At 62.0% G+C, this 16705-nt stretch carries 14 protein-coding genes; 9 read left to right on the top strand and 5 right to left on the bottom strand.

The genetic code is table 11. The annotated features are described in order from the left end of the window. Window positions 1–209: 209 nt before the first annotated feature. Entirely contained in the window at window positions 210–1424 is a 1215-nt protein-coding gene (locus ACTFPK_RS05405; RefSeq protein ID WP_274732518.1) for a hypothetical protein, read from the top strand. A 60-nt stretch (window positions 1425–1484) separates the two neighbouring features. Here ACTFPK_RS05405 and ACTFPK_RS05400 read toward each other — a convergent pair whose 3' ends face one another. Beyond that, window positions 1485–2159 (bottom strand): NADPH-dependent F420 reductase, encoded by a 675-nt coding sequence (locus ACTFPK_RS05400; protein WP_274732516.1) that lies wholly within the window; start codon window positions 2157–2159, stop codon window positions 1485–1487. Window positions 2160–2478: 319 nt separating this feature from the next. Between ACTFPK_RS05400 and ACTFPK_RS05395 the strand changes: the two genes are divergently transcribed. Further along, window positions 2479–3096 carry a VIT1/CCC1 transporter family protein gene (locus ACTFPK_RS05395; protein WP_274732514.1) on the top strand — a complete coding sequence of 206 codons (618 nt, stop codon included), beginning with the start codon at window positions 2479–2481 and terminating at the stop codon, window positions 3094–3096. A 102-nt stretch (window positions 3097–3198) separates the two neighbouring features. Beyond that, window positions 3199–4245 (top strand): LLM class flavin-dependent oxidoreductase, encoded by a 1047-nt coding sequence (locus ACTFPK_RS05390; RefSeq protein WP_126135069.1) that lies wholly within the window; start codon window positions 3199–3201, stop codon window positions 4243–4245. Between the two features lie 101 nt (window positions 4246–4346). On the opposite strand, the gene ACTFPK_RS05385 is transcribed toward ACTFPK_RS05390, so the two are convergent. Continuing rightward, window positions 4347–5285, bottom strand: coding sequence for a hypothetical protein (locus ACTFPK_RS05385; RefSeq protein ID WP_274732511.1), 939 nt, complete (start codon window positions 5283–5285; stop codon window positions 4347–4349). Between the two features lie 144 nt (window positions 5286–5429). Between ACTFPK_RS05385 and ACTFPK_RS05380 the strand changes: the two genes are divergently transcribed. From ACTFPK_RS05380 to ACTFPK_RS05365, 4 genes are all read left to right on the top strand, one after another. After that, on the top strand, window positions 5430–5951 hold the full coding sequence (locus ACTFPK_RS05380) for a peptidylprolyl isomerase (RefSeq protein WP_087070133.1): 522 nt from the start codon (window positions 5430–5432) through the stop codon (window positions 5949–5951). Between the two features lie 442 nt (window positions 5952–6393). Next, window positions 6394–7890: an ATP-binding protein gene (locus ACTFPK_RS05375; RefSeq protein ID WP_274732507.1), complete on the top strand. Its 1497-nt coding sequence runs from the start codon at window positions 6394–6396 to the stop codon at window positions 7888–7890. Between the two features lie 84 nt (window positions 7891–7974). Next, window positions 7975–8643 carry a rhomboid family intramembrane serine protease gene (locus tag ACTFPK_RS05370; protein WP_274732505.1) on the top strand — a complete coding sequence of 223 codons (669 nt, stop codon included), beginning with the start codon at window positions 7975–7977 and terminating at the stop codon, window positions 8641–8643. A 256-nt stretch (window positions 8644–8899) separates the two neighbouring features. After that, window positions 8900–11059 carry a CAP domain-containing protein gene (locus ACTFPK_RS05365; RefSeq protein ID WP_274732503.1) on the top strand — a complete coding sequence of 720 codons (2160 nt, stop codon included), beginning with the start codon at window positions 8900–8902 and terminating at the stop codon, window positions 11057–11059. Between the two features lie 120 nt (window positions 11060–11179). On the opposite strand, the gene ACTFPK_RS05360 is transcribed toward ACTFPK_RS05365, so the two are convergent. Beyond that, on the bottom strand, window positions 11180–12319 hold the full coding sequence (locus ACTFPK_RS05360; RefSeq protein WP_026428940.1) for a 6-phosphofructokinase: 1140 nt from the start codon (window positions 12317–12319) through the stop codon (window positions 11180–11182). 3 nt (window positions 12320–12322) lie between these two features. Beyond that, window positions 12323–12700: a cell division protein CrgA gene (locus ACTFPK_RS05355; protein WP_126135064.1), complete on the bottom strand. Its 378-nt coding sequence runs from the start codon at window positions 12698–12700 to the stop codon at window positions 12323–12325. A 257-nt stretch (window positions 12701–12957) separates the two neighbouring features. Between ACTFPK_RS05355 and ACTFPK_RS05350 the strand changes: the two genes are divergently transcribed. Continuing rightward, window positions 12958–13863, top strand: a complete 906-nt coding sequence (locus ACTFPK_RS05350) for a class E sortase (RefSeq protein ID WP_274732499.1) — start codon at window positions 12958–12960, stop codon at window positions 13861–13863. A gap of 69 nt (window positions 13864–13932) precedes the next feature. After that, the gene (locus ACTFPK_RS05345) at window positions 13933–14091 is read left to right on the top strand and encodes a hypothetical protein (protein ID WP_164545900.1); all 159 of its coding nucleotides are present in this window, start codon (window positions 13933–13935) and stop codon (window positions 14089–14091) included. 432 nt (window positions 14092–14523) lie between these two features. Here ACTFPK_RS05345 and pknB read toward each other — a convergent pair whose 3' ends face one another. Next, window positions 14524–16677 (bottom strand): Stk1 family PASTA domain-containing Ser/Thr kinase, encoded by a 2154-nt coding sequence (gene pknB / locus ACTFPK_RS05340; RefSeq protein ID WP_274732496.1) that lies wholly within the window; start codon window positions 16675–16677, stop codon window positions 14524–14526. Window positions 16678–16705 lie beyond the last annotated feature (28 nt).

The raw sequence follows: 16705 nt of genomic DNA, 5'->3' as shown, positions 1-16705 counted from the left end.
GTCTCCTCCTCGGAATTGGAACGGTTGTAGTTGCCATCCTAGGCGAGTTTATGCAAGGGAGGAGCGCTTCAGCTCATTACCGAGCTCATTGTCCGCAGCACAACCGCACCTGCTCCTGAACTTATGTAATTACGGAGTTTGCGGTGGCCCATGTGTAGGCAACCATTACCGCCAAAAATCGTGTCGTAGCCACCGGGTAAACTGATGGCATGAGCGACAACGGAGCCCCAACTCAGCAAGAACCGCGCGGTCGTGCCACCCGCACGTCCCTGATCGCGGCGCTTCTCGTCCTTGCGCTTGGCCTGGCCGGAGGGCTCTGGTGGTGGTTCAACGGGAGAACTTCCTCAACTCCGGCAGCCGGCCCCTCGGCTAGCGTAACGGCATCGTCTGAGGCGGGCGGAGCAGCAGCTGCGTCGTCGTACCCAAGCGCGGAACCAAGTCCCACGCCGGTGCCCGGTCCCACGGATAAAGAAATGCGCAACGGAACCTATATCCTTCCGGACGTGTGTTACAGCAAACGCAACCCGCCCGCGCCCGTCACGGTAGCGCACGGGAAGATTCTTCCAGACCGTCAAACGGGGATGCAGCCAGGCACCATTTACCTCACTGAGCCGCTGGTGCTGGGAGGTGTGGAATATCGCGCGGTCGCGATGTCCTGCGGGGTGGGCGATCCTGCCATCGGTGCCATCGGGATTTATGACGCGAACCTCAGGCTCGTTTCCTCTATTGGCAACCACCAGTGGGGTGCGGAACAGGGTATCCGCGGCACCCATATCACCCAAGATTATGACGGCCTATGGTCCTTCAACGTGAGCTCCATGGATTTTGATGCCGGTCAGGCGCGGATTACGTACACGTCCTATACGCCCGTCGGTGGCGTGACGCGAACCATGGAACGCGCGTATCCGCCGCATTCCACCACCGTGAACTTCGTGTGGAACGGCAGTCAGTTCGTGCAAACGGGGGAGGTGTCCTTCCAGTTCGAGGACGGACATTCCGTCACCGCACCCTCCGAAGAACGCGCCCAGGCCGACCGGCACACCCTCGCCACGGCGGGCTCAGAATGGGAAAATCTGTTCCCCGAACTCACTAGCGATCCGCGCCTTGCGGACGAAGAACAACGCACCGCCTCCGCTGCCGCGCACCCCGTCTTCCGTGGATGCAACGCGCGCGAACCCCTGAGCACCGCGGTCAGCGGCGGGCATGTGAAAGACACCGGCGGGTACGTGAGAGAAACCGACCGCTATGATGGAAAAGTGCCCGGTGAAGGCGATATCAAACCGCGCCCCACCGATATTCTCTGCGTCTTTTCCGTGGATAACCCGACAGTTGAGCACGGTCTAGCGGACTACACCTACTACCTTGTGTACGACGGCGCCACCTCCGGCACCCCGCCTCTTATCAACGTAGGGATGCGTCCCTAGCTGCGCGCATATATAGGGGCACCCCAGCAGCGTGCCGCTCAGGATTTTCCACAGCCGATCCTAACCGCGGCGCTCGCGAGGCACCGCCACAATATCCACCGGCCAATCGGCCAACTCCAGGCGCTGCCCGAAAGCAACGCCGCCCGGCTCCAACAGCGGGGCATGCTCGGCGCTAAGCTCCACCGGATCAAAACCAATCGCATCGATAAAAGCAGCCACCCGGGAACGCGCGGCGGCGTCGTCCCCCACAACGCCCACCGTGCGCCGTGCCGGCGCTCCATGCGGGCGTGCCTCCGCACTCAACTCCGTATACCCCGCGTGATTAAGACTCTTGACGATAGCCAGCTCCGTATAACGCGCTTGCAGCGCGGCGGTGGTGTGCCGGGCAGGCGCGGCGCTGGTATTCGACGTGCCGTTGGCCGCGGCGCCATCGGTCGCCTCCCACGCATTCGTGGCATCAACAACAACGCCGCGCACCCCGCTCAAATCAATCGAGGCAAGCGCAGGCTGCGGTAGCGCCAAAATCAAAATATCCGCCGTGCGGGCCAGCTCCTCGAAAGGCACCAGGCGAGCCGTTGGCAGCAAAGTGGGCAAAGTGAGATCGTAGAGCGGATTACCCGCGCGCACACTCACCGCCAGCGGGAAACCCGCCTCCGCGGCCAAGCGCCCGATAGCGGTGCCAAGCTTGCCCGCCCCCAGCAGGCCGATCAGATCTTTATCCGCAGTGGTGTTCATAAAGGAAGAACGGAAAGGCTGCGGCGAAGTATTCCCGTGGCTGCGGGCTCTCTTGTGTGGCCACGGCAAGCAGCGATACGCGCCACTCCGCAACCACTCCGCAACCGATCCGCCAGTGCCCCACCAACGCCCCGCCAGCACTCCACCAACGCCCCGCCAGCGCTCCAGAAATAAAAGCCATTATATCTAAGTGAGCGTAGCCTGACCTTCCTATCTTTTCCGCAACTCCCGCATGACAATAGGGGTAGAAGCGCAATCAATGGAGGGCGTAGTTGTGGAGAAGTGTGCAATTGAAGCATGTCAATTCAAGCATGGGGACATGGGTCTCCTAAAGTCTCCCGGTGTCACGCCGGGTATCCCGGGTGTGTTGGGTGCCGAAGCGATGAACCGGCTGCGGGCCGGGGTACTCGGCGCGAACGACGGAATCGTCTCCGTGGCCGCGGTGGTGATCGCCATGGGTGGCGCGCGGGCCTCGAGCACCGCGATTCTGCTGGCCGGGCTCGCCGCCCTCATCGGTGGCGCAGTATCCATGGCGCTCGGTGAATACATTTCCGTTTCCTCCCAGCGCGATGCAGAACTTGACGCACTGCGGCGCCGGGCGGGTGTAGCGCGTTGGCGCCCCGGGGTAGGCACACCAGGCACGGAACATGACGCGGAACATGACATCGTCTCCCCCGTCGGTGCGGCCTTCTCTTCTTTCTTCTCCTTCCTTGCCGGTGGTGCGGTTCCCTTCGCCGCCAGCTTGCTCGCCCCGCTCGGTGTCATTGCCCCGCTCTGCTTCGTGGTCACCATTGCCGCGCTGGCGCTCACCGGTTGGATCGCCGCGTGGATCGGCCAAGTCCCGCCGCTGCGCCCCGCCATCCGCACCGCCGTGGGCGGTACCCTCGGTCTCGCCCTCACTTTTGGTATGGGAGCGCTTTTCGGTCAAGTAGTGTAGAATTCAATCAGTGGGTGGCTCCGGCTGGTTCTGCGGCGAAGCGCAGCCCGGCCGCGTGGCCCCGACCCACCGGATCTCACCCGGCCCTCGAAAGGACCTGATATGACCTACACCTTCGGAATCGATACTTTTGGCGATGTCACTGCCGATCCCTCCGGCACCAAGCTCAGCCACGCTCAGGTGGTGCGCAATGTGGTGGCCGAAGCGGTGCGCGCCGAAGAAGTCGGCGTCGACATTTTCAATATCGGTGAACATCATCGCGACGATTACGCAATCCCCGCCCCCGATGTGGTCCTCGCCGCGATCGCCACACGCACGCAACGCATCCGCCTCTCCTCCGCGGTGACCGTCCTCAGTTCAGACGATCCGGTCCGGGTGGTCGAACGTTTTGCCACCGTGGATGCCCTTTCCAACGGCCGCGCCGAACTCATGGTGGGCCGCGGTTCCTTCACCGAATCTTTCCCGCTGTACGGCTACAACCTGGCCGATTACGAGGATCTCTTCAACGAAAAACTCTCCCTGCTCACGGAGCTCCTCGCCCGCAACGGCCAACCCGTCACCTGGAAGGGCGGGCATCACACCCAAGCGCTGAACGCCGTGACGCTCTACCCGCCACTCGAACACGGTCCACTGCCCACCTGGGTCGCCGTGGGCGGCAGCCCGGAATCGGTGGTGCGCGCGGCACATTACAAGCTGCCGCTCATGCTCGCCATTATTGGCGGCCCCACCTCGCGTTTTGTTCCGTTCACGGATTTGTATCGGCGTGCCTGGGAACAGTTCGGGAACGACGGCGCAGCTGAAGTCGGCTACCACTCGTACGGGTATGTTGCTCGCACCGATGAAGAAGCCGTGGCTGACTTCTTCGACTATTACGTGGAAACGAATTCCCGGATCGGGCGGGAGCGCGGCTGGCGCCCGCCCTCGCGGGAGGCTTTCCTCTACGAGGTACAGAACGGGGCGATGGCGGTGGGATCCCCGGAAACGGTGGCCCGTAAAATCGCCACCGGGATGCGTGAACTGGGAGCCACCCGCTATGACCTGAAGGTCTCCTACGGCTCGCAGCCCCATGAGCAGAATCTTTCCTCTATTGAACTCTTCGGTACCGAGGTGATCCCGCGGGTCAAGGAACTGCTGGCCGCGGCCGAGTAGCAGGACGGCGCGGCCCGGGCCGTTATGCCCGAGCCGCGCCGCCGTTCACGCTAGTGCTGCCCTTATTAATTTCGCGAAAGTGTGAGCCTGTTGCGGAAGCTCTACTTCTCCGCGATATCTTCGACGATATCCTTGGCCTGGTCAGCCGCGTGCTGTGCGGCTTCCTTGGCCTTATCAGCTACGTCCTCAGCAGCATCCTTGGCTTCGTGGGCGCCCTCCTTGACGGCGTCCTCCGCCCGGGAGCCAGCACGCTTGGCCTTATCGGCAACGTCCTCAGCTGCGCTTGCGGCGTCGTCCATAACATGTTCCGCAGTTTCCGCAACTTCCTCGGCACCGGCCTTGGCGGTATCTTCCGCGGGAGCCTTCACGCCGTCCACATCCTCCCAATAGGCTTCCGCCCAAGGATCTTCCGTGGGCTGGGAGCGCTTCCACAGGTAGTAGACCGCAACCCCGAGGCCGCCAACCAGTGCGATAGTGCCGATAACCCGGCCCTTCCGGCGGGACTTCTTCACCGGTTCGGGAGTCTGAATCTCACGCGAAGCCACCCGCGCGATCTTCTGACCGCGTTCGGCCACCGTGCCTTCCCCCTTTGCTGCCTCGGCGGCAGCATGCAGGGCGCGCTGGGCGCGCGGGAGGTAATCGTTACGGACGTTCTCCACGAATTCCGACGCATTATCGCGAGCCTGCTCCACGTAGGGCTTGGCCTTCTCCGCAAGATCGCTGCCCACCGACTTCGCCTGCTCCACGTAAGGCTTCGCCTTCTCGGCCAGTTCCTGGGCGCGTGGTGCCGCCCATTCGTAACCTTGATTTGCGTAATCGCTCAGGCGTTCACCAGCCTGCTTCGCGTAATCCTGGAAATCAGAAGCGGCGCTCTTCGCCTTATGTTCCCACTTCTTTTGGTGCCGCTTCCCCTTGAGCTGGGCTTTCTTTGCGGTGCGTTCGGCCTGGCCGCGCAGGTCATCGATCTTCGCCATAATGGCGTCAACCTCCCGCTGCGCTTTCTTGGCCCGCTTGTCCGCGCGGCTTCGTCCACAAGCCATCGTTGACCTCCTACCGTTGAACCACAGAATTTTCCTGCGATTGAGTACCCCTCTATTGTTTCACTTTTCGCACCCTATTTGTCACTTGAATCACGTTTGCTTTTCGCGTGGCATAAAACCATGAGGTGTGCGAGACTTGAGCGCATGGAAGCAATTTTTCACACAAGCGAAGGCGATATTCGCGTCGAACTCTTCCCGAACGAAGCGCCCGAAACGGTCGCTAATTTCACCGGACTAGCTCGCGGTGAACGCGAATGGACCAATCCCGCCACCGGTCAGGCTTCGACCGATCCGCTGTACAACGGAACGATCTTCCACCGCGTGATCTCCGGTTTCATGATTCAGGGCGGGGATCCGCTCGGTAACGGCACCGGTGGTCCCGGTTACACGTTCGACGACGAAATCGCCCCCGGCCTCAACTTTGACGCCCCCTACGTGCTGGCCATGGCCAATGCCGGCACTCGCTTCGGCAAGGGCACCAACGGGTCGCAGTTCTTCATCACGGTGGCCCCCACCCCGTGGCTGCTCGGCAAGCACACCATCTTCGGGAAGGTAGCCGATGAGGAATCCGTCAAGGTTGTGGATAAGATCGCCGCGGTTCCCACCGGCGGGAATGATCGCCCGCTCAATGACGTGGTGATTTCCTCTGTCGAGGTTATCGACTAAGCAATAAGCGAAGTTTCCGCATACGTGATGAGCGGGGTGGTGCCCAGGTACCGCCCCGCTTTTGTATGTCCGCGCCGCCGCCCGCTCCATTGCTGCCCGCTCCGCTGGCCCTTCTGTTACACGCGCCGCTGCCCACCGCGCCGGAACACTCAACTCAACACTCATCCGAACACTCAACTCAACACTCACACACATGAGTGTTGAGTTGAGTGTTAAGTTGAGAGCTTGCGGGTGCGCCCATATTTTTACTTGGGTTAGGAATGGATGAGAGGGTGGATAAGGCGCTAAATAACCTGGTCAAATCGCCTATAGCTAGATTTCGCGCGCTCGCGAGCCGGGTTACGTAATACGTGCCGGTAACACTCATCCCAACACTCAACTTAACACTCACATACATGAGTGTTGAGTTGAGTGTTAAGTTGAGAGTTCGTAGGATGGCAGTATGCACATCCCCACAACAAGCGAGGAAACGGATCGCCTTGTTGAAGATTTTCGCCAACAGGGGCGCGACTCTCAGCACATCGAGGTGAAAGCAGCCGCGCACGGTTTGCCGAAAAGCATCGTGGAGACACTCTCAGCCTTCAGCAATGGTTCGGGCGGTTTGATTGTTCTTGGGCTTGATGAGGCGCATGGTTTCACACCGGTTCCTCATTTCTCGGCAACGCGAATCTATGATGCGCTCGCGGGTGTGTGTAGCGATAACCTCACGCCTCCGGTGCGCGCGGATATTTCCATGGTTCCGTACGGGGACATCACGCTGGTCATGGCCGCTATCCCACCGCTCCAGCCACGCGATAAACCCTGCTACGTCACCGCCCGCAATGTATACGGTGGTTCCTTCATCCGCACCGGCGACGGTGATCGCAAATTATCCGCCTACGAAATTGACCGCCTCCTGGAAAACAAAACACAACCGCATTGGGATACCGACCTGGTGGAAGAAGCCGGCCTCGACTCCCTCGATGATGATTTAGTCCACGCGGTTCTGGAACGCGAACGTCTCAACCATCCGCGCATTTTCGGGAAACTACCGGACGAAACCGCGATGGCACAGTTGCGTATTGTCGGCACGGGCGTGGACGGGAAGCTCCATCCCACCCTTGCCGGCCTCCTCTGCCTCGGTACCTATCCCCAGGAATTCTTCCCGCGCCTCACGGTCACCTACGCGGTATATCCGGGATCAACGAAAGCTTCCTCGCTTTCCGGGCAGCGGCATCTGGACTCGGGGACTCTGGCGGGTCCCATTCCTAGCCTGGTGGCCGACGGTGTCGGCGTCGTCGCAAAAAATATGCGCGTGGGTGGCGTGGTGCGCGGTGCTTTTCGGCATGACCTTGTGGATTATCCGCTCGTTGCGGTGCGTGAGGCGCTCACGAATGCGCTGATGCATCGCGATTATTCTCCGGTGGCGCGCGGTACGCAGGTGCAGTTGAACCTCTACGCGGATCGTTTGGAGGTAATCAATCCGGGTGGGCTATTCGGCACGGTCACCATTGATTCCCTGGGTACAACCGGACTCTCCTCCACACGAAATCAATTCCTGGCTCGGCTGCTGGAATCTACGCCCTTCGAAGAAGGTGGTTTTGTGGCGGAAAACCGGGGGAGTGGCTATCAGGAAATTATGACTCAGCTGGAGCGGGAAATGCTTCCCCCCGCGCGGCCTGTCGACCGCCTGGATAGTTTTAGTCTGACTTTCGAGCGCCGCCGCATGACACCCGCGGAGCAGGGTGCCGCTGCGGGGACCTCCTCGCGTGAACGTATTCTCGACTATTTGCGCACGCATGCCAGCGCCACCAGCCGTGAACTGGCCGGAGCTGCCGGAATTAGCCTGGGCGGCACCCGAGCGGTTCTTAATACGCTGGTTACCGAGGGCGAGGTGCAGCGCACCGAACCGAAGACGAGCCCGAAGCAGCGTTACCGCCTCGCCAAGCCCGGCGCTTAGCTGCCTTATCGCTCACACCCGCGCGCTGTCCGGTACGCTTAATGCAGAGTTGTCGAGCGGGATGACCGCGCAGAGAGGCCGAAAGTGCACAACGTTCCCAAGAAGCGCCGTCTTCAGATCCGCAAACCCGTTCCCTACGTCACCATCACGCTTATTGTGGTAAACGTGGCGGTTTTGCTGGCCCAATGGCTCGACGCGCGCGTGGGGCAAGTCCTCATTTTCGCCCCCGGTATCGCCCACGAAGAGCCCTACCGTTTCATCTCCTCCACTTTCATGCACGCCGGCTTCACGCATTTACTTTTCAATATGTACGCGCTGTGGCTGATCGGTTCGGTGCTCGAGCGCATGATCGGCTGGTGGCGTTTCCTGGGGTTGTACCTGCTCAGCGCGGTGGCCGGGAACGTCATGGTCCTTTACACGGTCTCCACCGACATCGACTACTACACCGGCACCGTCGGCGCATCCGGCGCGGTTTTCGGCATTTTCGCGGCGATGTTCGTGGTGCTGCGGCGTTTCGGCGGCAGCTTCACCCAAATGGCCGTGGTCATCGCGATCAACCTGGCGATCAGCTTCCTGCCCGGCACCAATATTTCCTGGCAGTCTCACGTGGGCGGGCTTCTTATGGGCGCGCTGCTCATGGCTTTTATTTCCCGCCGGCGTCACGTCTCTCGCGCGCTCACCGCCCGCGACATCGCGATTTTGCTGCTCGGCGCGGCATTCCTGGTGGCCGCGGTTTTCTTCGGGTACCGGTAGGGGGGGCGGCACGCTGCGCCGTCGTTCTTTTTCTTGGTACGACGCCGCCGCCACCTCGCAATTCGCACCCAAATAACATCGATGTAATTATCCACAGGGTTATCCCCGGTTGGGGATAACGGGGCCCTGAGCTGGGTATGTGCTCCGGGCGGTTTCGCGGACTTCGTGATAGTGCGCAGGGTCACTTATTTTTCAATGTGTATGCCTATATTCTGAAAATTACCTGGGAGTATAGCGCTGATCGAAGGAGACACATATGCGCACAACAGCACTCATGTTGGCGGGAACGCTTCTCGCCCCGCTGGCAGTCCAGGCCCTGCCCGCCGCCCCTGCGCAAGAGCCAGCCCGGCTGGTGTGCGGCGCGGGAAAAATGACCCCGGATCAGATGCGGGCCTGCCTGGCCAAAGCTATTAAAGATCGCGACGCCATCGTCGCTGAGCTGGAAGCCAAAGGGATTGATGTGGCCGAAGCGCGCAAACTCGCGCAGGAATGGGCCAAGGCAGCTAAGGACCGCAGCACCTGGGAAGCGCGGTATAACCAGGAAAAGTACTACGTCGATAACTTCGATCAGGTGAAGAAGACGTACGACGATGCCGCAACCCAGCTTGCGGCGGCTCAGCGTGAATTCGATCAGGCTCAGGCGGAATACAACGCCGCCACCCAGCCTGATCCGGCGGCCGTAGCAGCGGCGCAACGCCAGATGGATAGCGCGAATGCTGCGCTCGAGGCCTCCAAGCGGGAAGCCCAGGCCCGTTGGAATCGCGGCTCGCTCGGATTCTTCGAGGCGATGGGGGATACGGCCGCGGTTGAGGCTTTCTCTGAGACGGGTACCGTGAACGATGTTCCGATTCCGCAATACACCCGTTTCGGGCAGCCTGGCGACGCCACTAATCTGGATCTCATGCGCGACTCAATTCAGCGCGTGGATAAGCTCAATGAGCTGCGGGCGCGCCACGGGCTTGCCCCGCTGAAGATTTCTTCCGCTCTTATGGCTCGTGCCCAGGTCAATGCCAATGTGAATGTGCACGGCGGCTTCTTCGATCACGTGGGTGGTTTCAATTACGGGGAGAATATTGCCGCCATGCCCAGCCGCAATGGGGATCCCTTCACCCTGTGGTATGACAAGGAAAAAGCAGAGTATGACCGGGGCGTGCGCGACTACCCAAAAATTGGCCACTACCTCAATATTATTAAGCCGGAGTACGTGGTTACCGGCTTCGCCATCGCAGATTATGATGCGCATCCCACGTACTTCTTTGGCAATACTTTCGGGCGCGGGGATAGATTTAGCCAGAGCTACCTACCCGGCTACACCACCGCTGAGTACCTGGCCCGCCTGGATGGATATATCGGGAGTGCGCGGGAAAATATGACCCACGGGACTCCCGAGGCGCGCCGCGCGGTGGTGGAAGCACAGGATGCCTTCCAGCGCGCGAATGCGGGTAAGGAAGATCCGGCCGCGCGGGCGAAACTCGATCAGGCCAGGGATACTTTGAAGAGCGCTCGCAGCGTCCACTTCGTTGCCAAACACTCCTACGACGAAGCGCTCAAGGCCCAAAAGAGCTTCCCGGAAACCAAGAAGTCCCGCGCCGAGGCCCTGGCGCATTTCAAGGACATTGATGCCAAACTTTCCGAAGCTAGCGATCTTATCGCGAAGCTCGCCAAGGCCGAAGCTGAGGTGCTGCGCGCCCAAGAGTGGGTGGACCGGATCGATACCCCGGGGCGCCCGGCAGATACCGGCAACGTGTTCTACGTGTCGAATGACTGGACATCCACCCAGGCATCCTCGGTGTTCTCCTATGGCCGAGCCCGCGATGAAGTGCTTGTCGGTGACTGGAATGGCGACGGTACGGATACTTTCGCGGTGCGCCGCGGCAATATGATCTACGTGAAGAACTCCGTGGACGGGGGTGCCGCCGATATTGCCTTCAGCTACGGACGGGTGGGCGATGAGATCCTCGTCGGTGATTTCGACGGCGATGGCCGCGATACTTTCGCGGTCCGGCGCGGCAATACCTTCTATGTTCTCAACTCGCTCCACAGCGGGAACGCCGACCAGGTCATTAACTACGGCCGCTACGGGGACACCGTGTACGCCGGTGACTTCAACGGAGACGGTATCGATACTTTCGCGGTGCGCCGCGGTAGCACCTACTTCGTGAAGAACCACATCTCCTCGGGAATCGCGGATCATGTATTCGCTTACGGGCGCGCTGGAGATGCCACCATCCTGGGTGATTTCGACGGCGATGGCCGCGATACTTTCGCGGTCCGGCGGGCCAACAACATCTACGTCAAGAACTCGCTGGGTGCTGGTGATGCTGATTCTGTGCTCACCTACGGGCGCGTGAGCGACGAGCTCTACGTGGGCGATTGGGACGGAAACGGAACCGATACCCCGGCGGTGCGCCGCTAGCGATCAGCCGCCGTGGCACATATACAGCGCGGGCCGGTTGTTTGGATCAGTTCCAAACTTCCGGCCCGCGGTTGTGTCTACATGCGCCACTTCTCGGTCAGTGACGCGAGGGTTTGTCGCTTAGAGCGCCTCACCCAGGCTGGTGCCGACGGCGCGCGCCGCGGCCACCCAGGGGTGATCCACCGGGACCAACTTGTCCTTCCCGGCCACATCCTCGAGCGGCACCGGCACGGCCTGCCCGTTCTGGGAGGCGATCATCACGCCGGATTTCCCGTGCGCCACCACATCGGCGGCCGCGCTCCCCAGCACGGTTCCCAGCAGCCGGTCCGCGGCGTCGGGAATTCCCCCGCGCTGCACGTAGCCAAGGATGGTTACGCGTGCCTCCAAGCCGGTGGCCTCCTCCAGCTGCTGCGCCACCAGGAAAGTAGATTCGCGCTCGTTTTCCTCAATGGAACGCCGGTGGCTCTTCGCCGCCTCTTTCGCCTCCGGGGTGGGGGCGTGGCGTACTAGGTCATTGGCGGCGGCCAGCTGGGCTGCCACCGGAATAGAATGCGCGCCTTCGGCCACGGCCACCACGGAGAAAGGCCGCCCATTTTCCGCCCGCCGCCGGATCGACGCCGCACACGACTCAATCGAATACGGGATCTCCGGGATGAGAATAATATCGGCACCTCCGGCAATCCCGGCACCCAGCGTAAGCCACCCGGCCCGATGCCCCATCAGCTCCACCACGATAATGCGGTGATGGGAATGGGCGGTGGAATGGAGCCGGTCAATAGCATCGGTGGCGATAGACAGCGCCGTCGAAAAACCGAAGCTGGTGTCCGTGTGCATGATGTCGTTATCGATGGTTTTGGGCAGGTGGATAACGGGCAGCCCGGCCTGCGCCAGCCGATTCGCGTTCTTCGCGGTCCCGCCCCCGCCGATGCACACCAGCGCATCGATATGCTCATCTTCGAGGTTCTGGGCGATCTGCGGAATCATATCCACGTACCCGCCGTTGCCGTCCGGGAACTTATGAACCTTATCGCGCGAGGTGCCCAGCATCGTGCCACCCTGCGTCAAAATCCCGGCCAGCGAATCCGAATCCAGCGGCATATAGCGGTTATTGACGAGCCCGGTAATACCGTTGCGGTACCCCACCAGCTCCATGCCGTACTTGCCCATCGCGGCTTTACCAAACCCGCGGATGGCGGCATTGAGGCCAGGGGCATCACCGCCGGCAGTGAGGATACCGACCCGCTTCACTGCTTTCCCCATCGGCTACTTCCACCCCATCGTCATGAGGAAGCCCACGATCATGAAGCCGAAGCCGAGGAACAGATTGCCGTTATTCCACCCCGGAATGGGGAAACGGCCACCCGTCACGTAAGCGAGCACCACCACGATAAGGCCGATAATCATGAGCGTACACATGACCGGCGCCCACCAGCTCGGCGAGCGGCGATCCTTCTGCGCGACCTTACGGGAGCGCTTCGCCTCATCCTTTTCCCGAGTGGCCTGCGCCGCAATATCGCGCTTGGTGCCGGGGCGGCGCACGTCCTTCGCCGAGGGAGCAGAGCTCTTGCGCGACTTCCGAGCCGGGGCAGCGTTGCCGGTGGCTTCCGAAAGTTCGGGTTCGTCAAACTGTTGATCTGTCATGTTCTACCTTCCGCGGTTCCTTCCGCCCCTAAGCCTAACGAAGTAACGCGCCCGGTGGCGCGCTCAATCGCGCGATTCCTCTGGTATTTTTTCACAAAAGCCGGCGCGGGGCCATGTGCACGGCCGCTGGCGGGTGGCGCGCGGGCGTAGCGGCGTCGTCGTTCCTAAAAGTGAGGGGAGTTATCTCACCGCATTTTTCGAGCCGAAACCACTATTCTGTTTCTAGTACGAATCCGGTGGCAGTGGAAGGTGAGACTATGCGCGAACAGCAGCCCGAACGAGGGCGCCGTGCGGGAAGGCGCGCGGCGGAAGGAAACGCGGCTCGCGCTCCGCGGCACGAAGCTGTGGGGCGGTACCGCCCGGCTACCGCCAGTGCAGGTACGACGCCGCAGCAGCCTGCCGCGCCGGCCGCCACCGCCACCGTCAGCACAACCCGGGCAGGCGCACCCGCCCGGCGCCGCGGCGGCATCCTCAACGCAATTATCGGCGTGATCGGGGAGCTGCTCATTACCGCGGGAATCGTGGTGGGCCTCTTTATCGTGTGGCAGGTCTACTGGACTGACCTGGGCGCGAACCGCGATCAGGCCCAGCAGATCGAAACCGTCAATAAGCAATGGGGCGATCCGCGCGGCACCACCAAGGTGGGGACCCCGCGCACCGACGCCCCGCCGGCCCCGGATCACGTAAATCGCACGGGTGACCTGGAAGGCATTATTTACATCCCGCGCTTCGGTGCCGATTGGCGCTACACCGTCAAATACGGGGTGGACCTGGAAGCCGTGGTGGATACCGGGAGTTTTGGGCATTACCCGGATACCCAGTACGTTGGGGAGATCGGTAATTACGCGATCACCGCGCACCGCCAGACGTACGGCGCGGCCATGCGCGATGTGCCTGAGCTCCAACCAGGCGACCCGATTATTGTGCAAACCAAGAACGCCTACTACGTCTACAAGGTCACCGAGCATGAGGTTGTGCCGCCCACACAGGTAGGCGTGCTGGCGCCGGTACCGAATAAGCCGGAGGAGGCGCCCACCCAGCGCATCCTCACCATTACCACCTGCCATCCGCCCTTTGTGTCCAGCGACCGCTGGATTACCTACGCCACCCTCGATCATTGGGTCGACGCCGCCGAGGGCGCCCCGGCGGAGCTGGTGAAGTAAAAAGTAGGCGGTCGGCTCGCCCCGGGGTGGGCACTAGCAGATATACGTGAAGAAGAAACGGAGCATGCAATGTACGGATTTATTTGGCGGCACCTGCCCGGCCCGACGTGGTTGAAGGTCATCGAGGCCCTTATCATTATCGCCGCGATTGTTTTCGCGCTCTTTGAGTGGGTTTTCCCCTGGATAAATACCGTTTTCCGCCCGCAGGATACCACCATCACGCAGTAGCTGGGCCACGGGGTTAGCCGGACCACAGCTAGCACACGGTAGCACGGTACCAGCCCCTGCGGGGGCGGTACGTGTTGTCAGAGCTGTACTTAGTATGTAAGACACGTGCAGTACACTCCGGAAAAGACACCCCTGCCCGCCGGCTAGAAAATAGGAAAGCGGAAAGCCGGCGGGCGGGGTGCTCGGATAATGCAACCTCTCGGCATGAGCGCCGGCAAATAGCAACACCACAACGCGATAGCTTGTAAAATGCAACTTCTCGACGCGGAAGGTCTCAGAAAGCAACGCCTCAGCACACAGGCGCTGCAGAAAGCAACACTCTGGGCTAGGAGCTCACAAAAAGCAACGCCAGCGCACGATTTGGAAAAGTTAATGTAGTTGTGGTTGCATTTTGCGGACCGATCCGCGAGCGACCCGGTTCCCGGTAGCTACTTACCCGTTCCCCTGCCCGGTAGGTGCGGGGTTGGGGTGCGCGCCGCCCGCGCCACCGTTACCTCCCGATCCGCCAGAGCCGGAACCACCAGAACCGGAGCCGGCGGGCGGAGTGCTCGGGGTGGGAGTGGGTGCCGGGGCGATGCCCACGGTAATACGCATCTCGGTATCGCGCTGAACCACGGTGCCCGGAGCAATGCTCGCATCCACGACTTTGCCGACCTTCGCCGGGTCGGTGACCTCCTGCTCGCTTTGGCCCACGACCGTGAGGCGAGCATCGCGCAGCGCCGCCCGCGCTTCATCTACGCTCATTCCGCGTACATCCGGAACTGCCACATTGCCGCTGGCTACCTGCAGCTTCACGGTACTGCCCGGCTTCACGCTTTCGCCCACATTCGGGCTGGTAGACACCACCCGGTCGCGGTCCTCGCTCGGGTCATTAACCTGCTCCATACCGCCCACGGTCAGCCCCGCCGCGCGTAGCGCCTGGGAGGCCTGATCCGTGCTCATCCCCACCACATCGGGAACCTGCACGGCGGACGGACCGGAGGAGAAATGCAAGGTCACGCGACTGCCCACATCCACGGTGCTCCGCATCGCCGGATTGGAGGACACAACCAGCCCCTTGTCCACGGTATCGCTGGACACATCCGTGCCGCGCACGAATTCCAGGCCCAAGCTGGTGAGCTGTTGGCTGGCCTGCACCTCGGTCCACCCCACCATATCGGGGATCGCCACCTGCGCCACCGCGGTTTCGGTGGGTTGCGGTTCGGCGGAGTCGCCCCGCCCGGACAGGAAGAACCAGCCCAGGATCCCCAGGGCAATAACAAGCAGAGCCACCCCGCCCCAAATGAAGGGCGCACTGGACTTCTTCTTTACCGGCGGTTGCGCTCCGGTTGCCGTGGGGTCATAACCGGGATAGCTCCCGGTGGGGTAGCTGCCCGTGGGGTAGGCCCCGGGGTAGGCGCCCGTCGGGTACCCACCCGGGTAGGTGGGCGCGCCGCCCGGCTGCGCCGTCGTACTAGAAATCGCACCTGCACCGGCACCGCCCGCACCGGCACCGCCCGCGGCACCTGCACCGGCACCGCCGGCGCCCCCAGCGGTCGCGGTGGGATAAGCGGTGGTGGAGGCGGGGCGGGCGTTAGTGGCCGAATAGGCTTGCGTAGCGGCCGTCGCGGCATTCGCCCCGGCCGCGCCAATACCGGCACCGGCAACACCAGCCGCGCCAACACCAGCCGCGCCAATCGCCCCCGCCCCGTAAGCATTCCAGGAGGAAACCGCCGGGGCGTCCACGCCTTCCCCACGCGCCGCAGCCAACAGGTCCGCGCGGAATTCGGCGGCGTCCTGGTAGCGGTCCTCGCGGCTCTTCGCCAGGGATTTCATGACCACGCGGTCAATGGCGTCCGGGATATCGGAAGCGATCTGGGAAGCCGGCTTGGGAGTTTCAGAAACATGCTGGTAGGCCACCGCCACCGCGCTATCACCCACGAAGGGCGGGCGCCCGGTGAGCAGCTCATACAGCACGCAGCCGGTGGAATACAGGTCGGAGCGCGCATCCACCACTTCCCCGCGCGCCTGCTCGGGGGAGAGGTACTGGGCGGTGCCCACCACGGAGTTCGTTTGCGTCATCGTGGCAGCGGAATCGGCAATCGCGCGGGCGATCCCGAAGTCCATGACCTTCACCTTGCCGCCGGTGGTGAGCATAATATTGCCCGGCTTGATATCGCGGTGAATGATGCCTTCGTGATGGGAGTATTCCAGCGCGGAAAGCACCCCCACCACGATCTGCACGGCCTCCCCGATGGGTACCGGGTCCCCGCCGTGCAGCAGGGAGGCCACGGTGCGGCCCTTGACGTATTCCATGACGATATAGGGCAGCGCCAGCTCGGTGCCGCTCGCGGAAGTCACGGTTTCTTCCCCGGTGTCATACACGGACACAATGGAGGGGTGGTTGAGCGCGGCCGCCGATTGCGCCTCACGCCGGAAACGGGCCAGGAAGGTGGCATCCTGCGCCAGGTCGGTGCGCAGGATTTTAATCGCTACCGTGCGTGAGAGCCGGGTGTCGTAGCCGAGATGTACTTCGGCCATACCGCCTCGACCGATGATCTCGCCCACCTGGTAGCGGTTGCCGAGTACGCGGGGGATATCATTCACGTCGCGTCACCTTTCTGCTGAGCATCTG

The organism is Actinotignum sp. UMB0459 (assembly GCF_051905915.1).
In the GTDB taxonomy this organism is placed as follows: Bacteria; Actinomycetota; Actinomycetes; order Actinomycetales; family Actinomycetaceae; genus Actinotignum; species Actinotignum sanguinis.
Note: the sequence above shows the minus strand (reverse complement) of the source record. Positions and strands in the feature narration are given on the sequence as shown.

Bases quoted from the DNA above. Each gene is read 5' to 3' on its own strand.
- ACTFPK_RS05385 (WP_274732511.1), bottom strand. From the start codon at position 5,285: ATGGCTTGTGGACGAAGCCGCGCGGACAAGCGGGCCAAGAAAGCGCAG.
- ACTFPK_RS05360 (WP_026428940.1), bottom strand. From the start codon at position 12,319: ATGGGGAAAGCAGTGAAGCGGGTCGGTATCCTCACTGCCGGCGGTGAT.
- ACTFPK_RS05355 (WP_126135064.1), bottom strand. From the start codon at position 12,700: ATGACAGATCAACAGTTTGACGAACCCGAACTTTCGGAAGCCACCGGC.
- ACTFPK_RS05395 (WP_274732514.1), top strand. From the start codon at position 2,479: ATGGGTCTCCTAAAGTCTCCCGGTGTCACGCCGGGTATCCCGGGTGTG.
- ACTFPK_RS05390 (WP_126135069.1), top strand. From the start codon at position 3,199: ATGACCTACACCTTCGGAATCGATACTTTTGGCGATGTCACTGCCGAT.
- ACTFPK_RS05375 (WP_274732507.1), top strand. From the start codon at position 6,394: ATGCACATCCCCACAACAAGCGAGGAAACGGATCGCCTTGTTGAAGAT.
- ACTFPK_RS05345 (WP_164545900.1), top strand. From the start codon at position 13,933: ATGTACGGATTTATTTGGCGGCACCTGCCCGGCCCGACGTGGTTGAAG.
- ACTFPK_RS05350 (WP_274732499.1), top strand. From the start codon at position 12,958: ATGCGCGAACAGCAGCCCGAACGAGGGCGCCGTGCGGGAAGGCGCGCG.
- ACTFPK_RS05405 (WP_274732518.1), top strand. From the start codon at position 210: ATGAGCGACAACGGAGCCCCAACTCAGCAAGAACCGCGCGGTCGTGCC.
- ACTFPK_RS05380 (WP_087070133.1), top strand. From the start codon at position 5,430: ATGGAAGCAATTTTTCACACAAGCGAAGGCGATATTCGCGTCGAACTC.
- ACTFPK_RS05400 (WP_274732516.1), bottom strand. From the start codon at position 2,159: ATGAACACCACTGCGGATAAAGATCTGATCGGCCTGCTGGGGGCGGGC.
- ACTFPK_RS05365 (WP_274732503.1), top strand. From the start codon at position 8,900: ATGCGCACAACAGCACTCATGTTGGCGGGAACGCTTCTCGCCCCGCTG.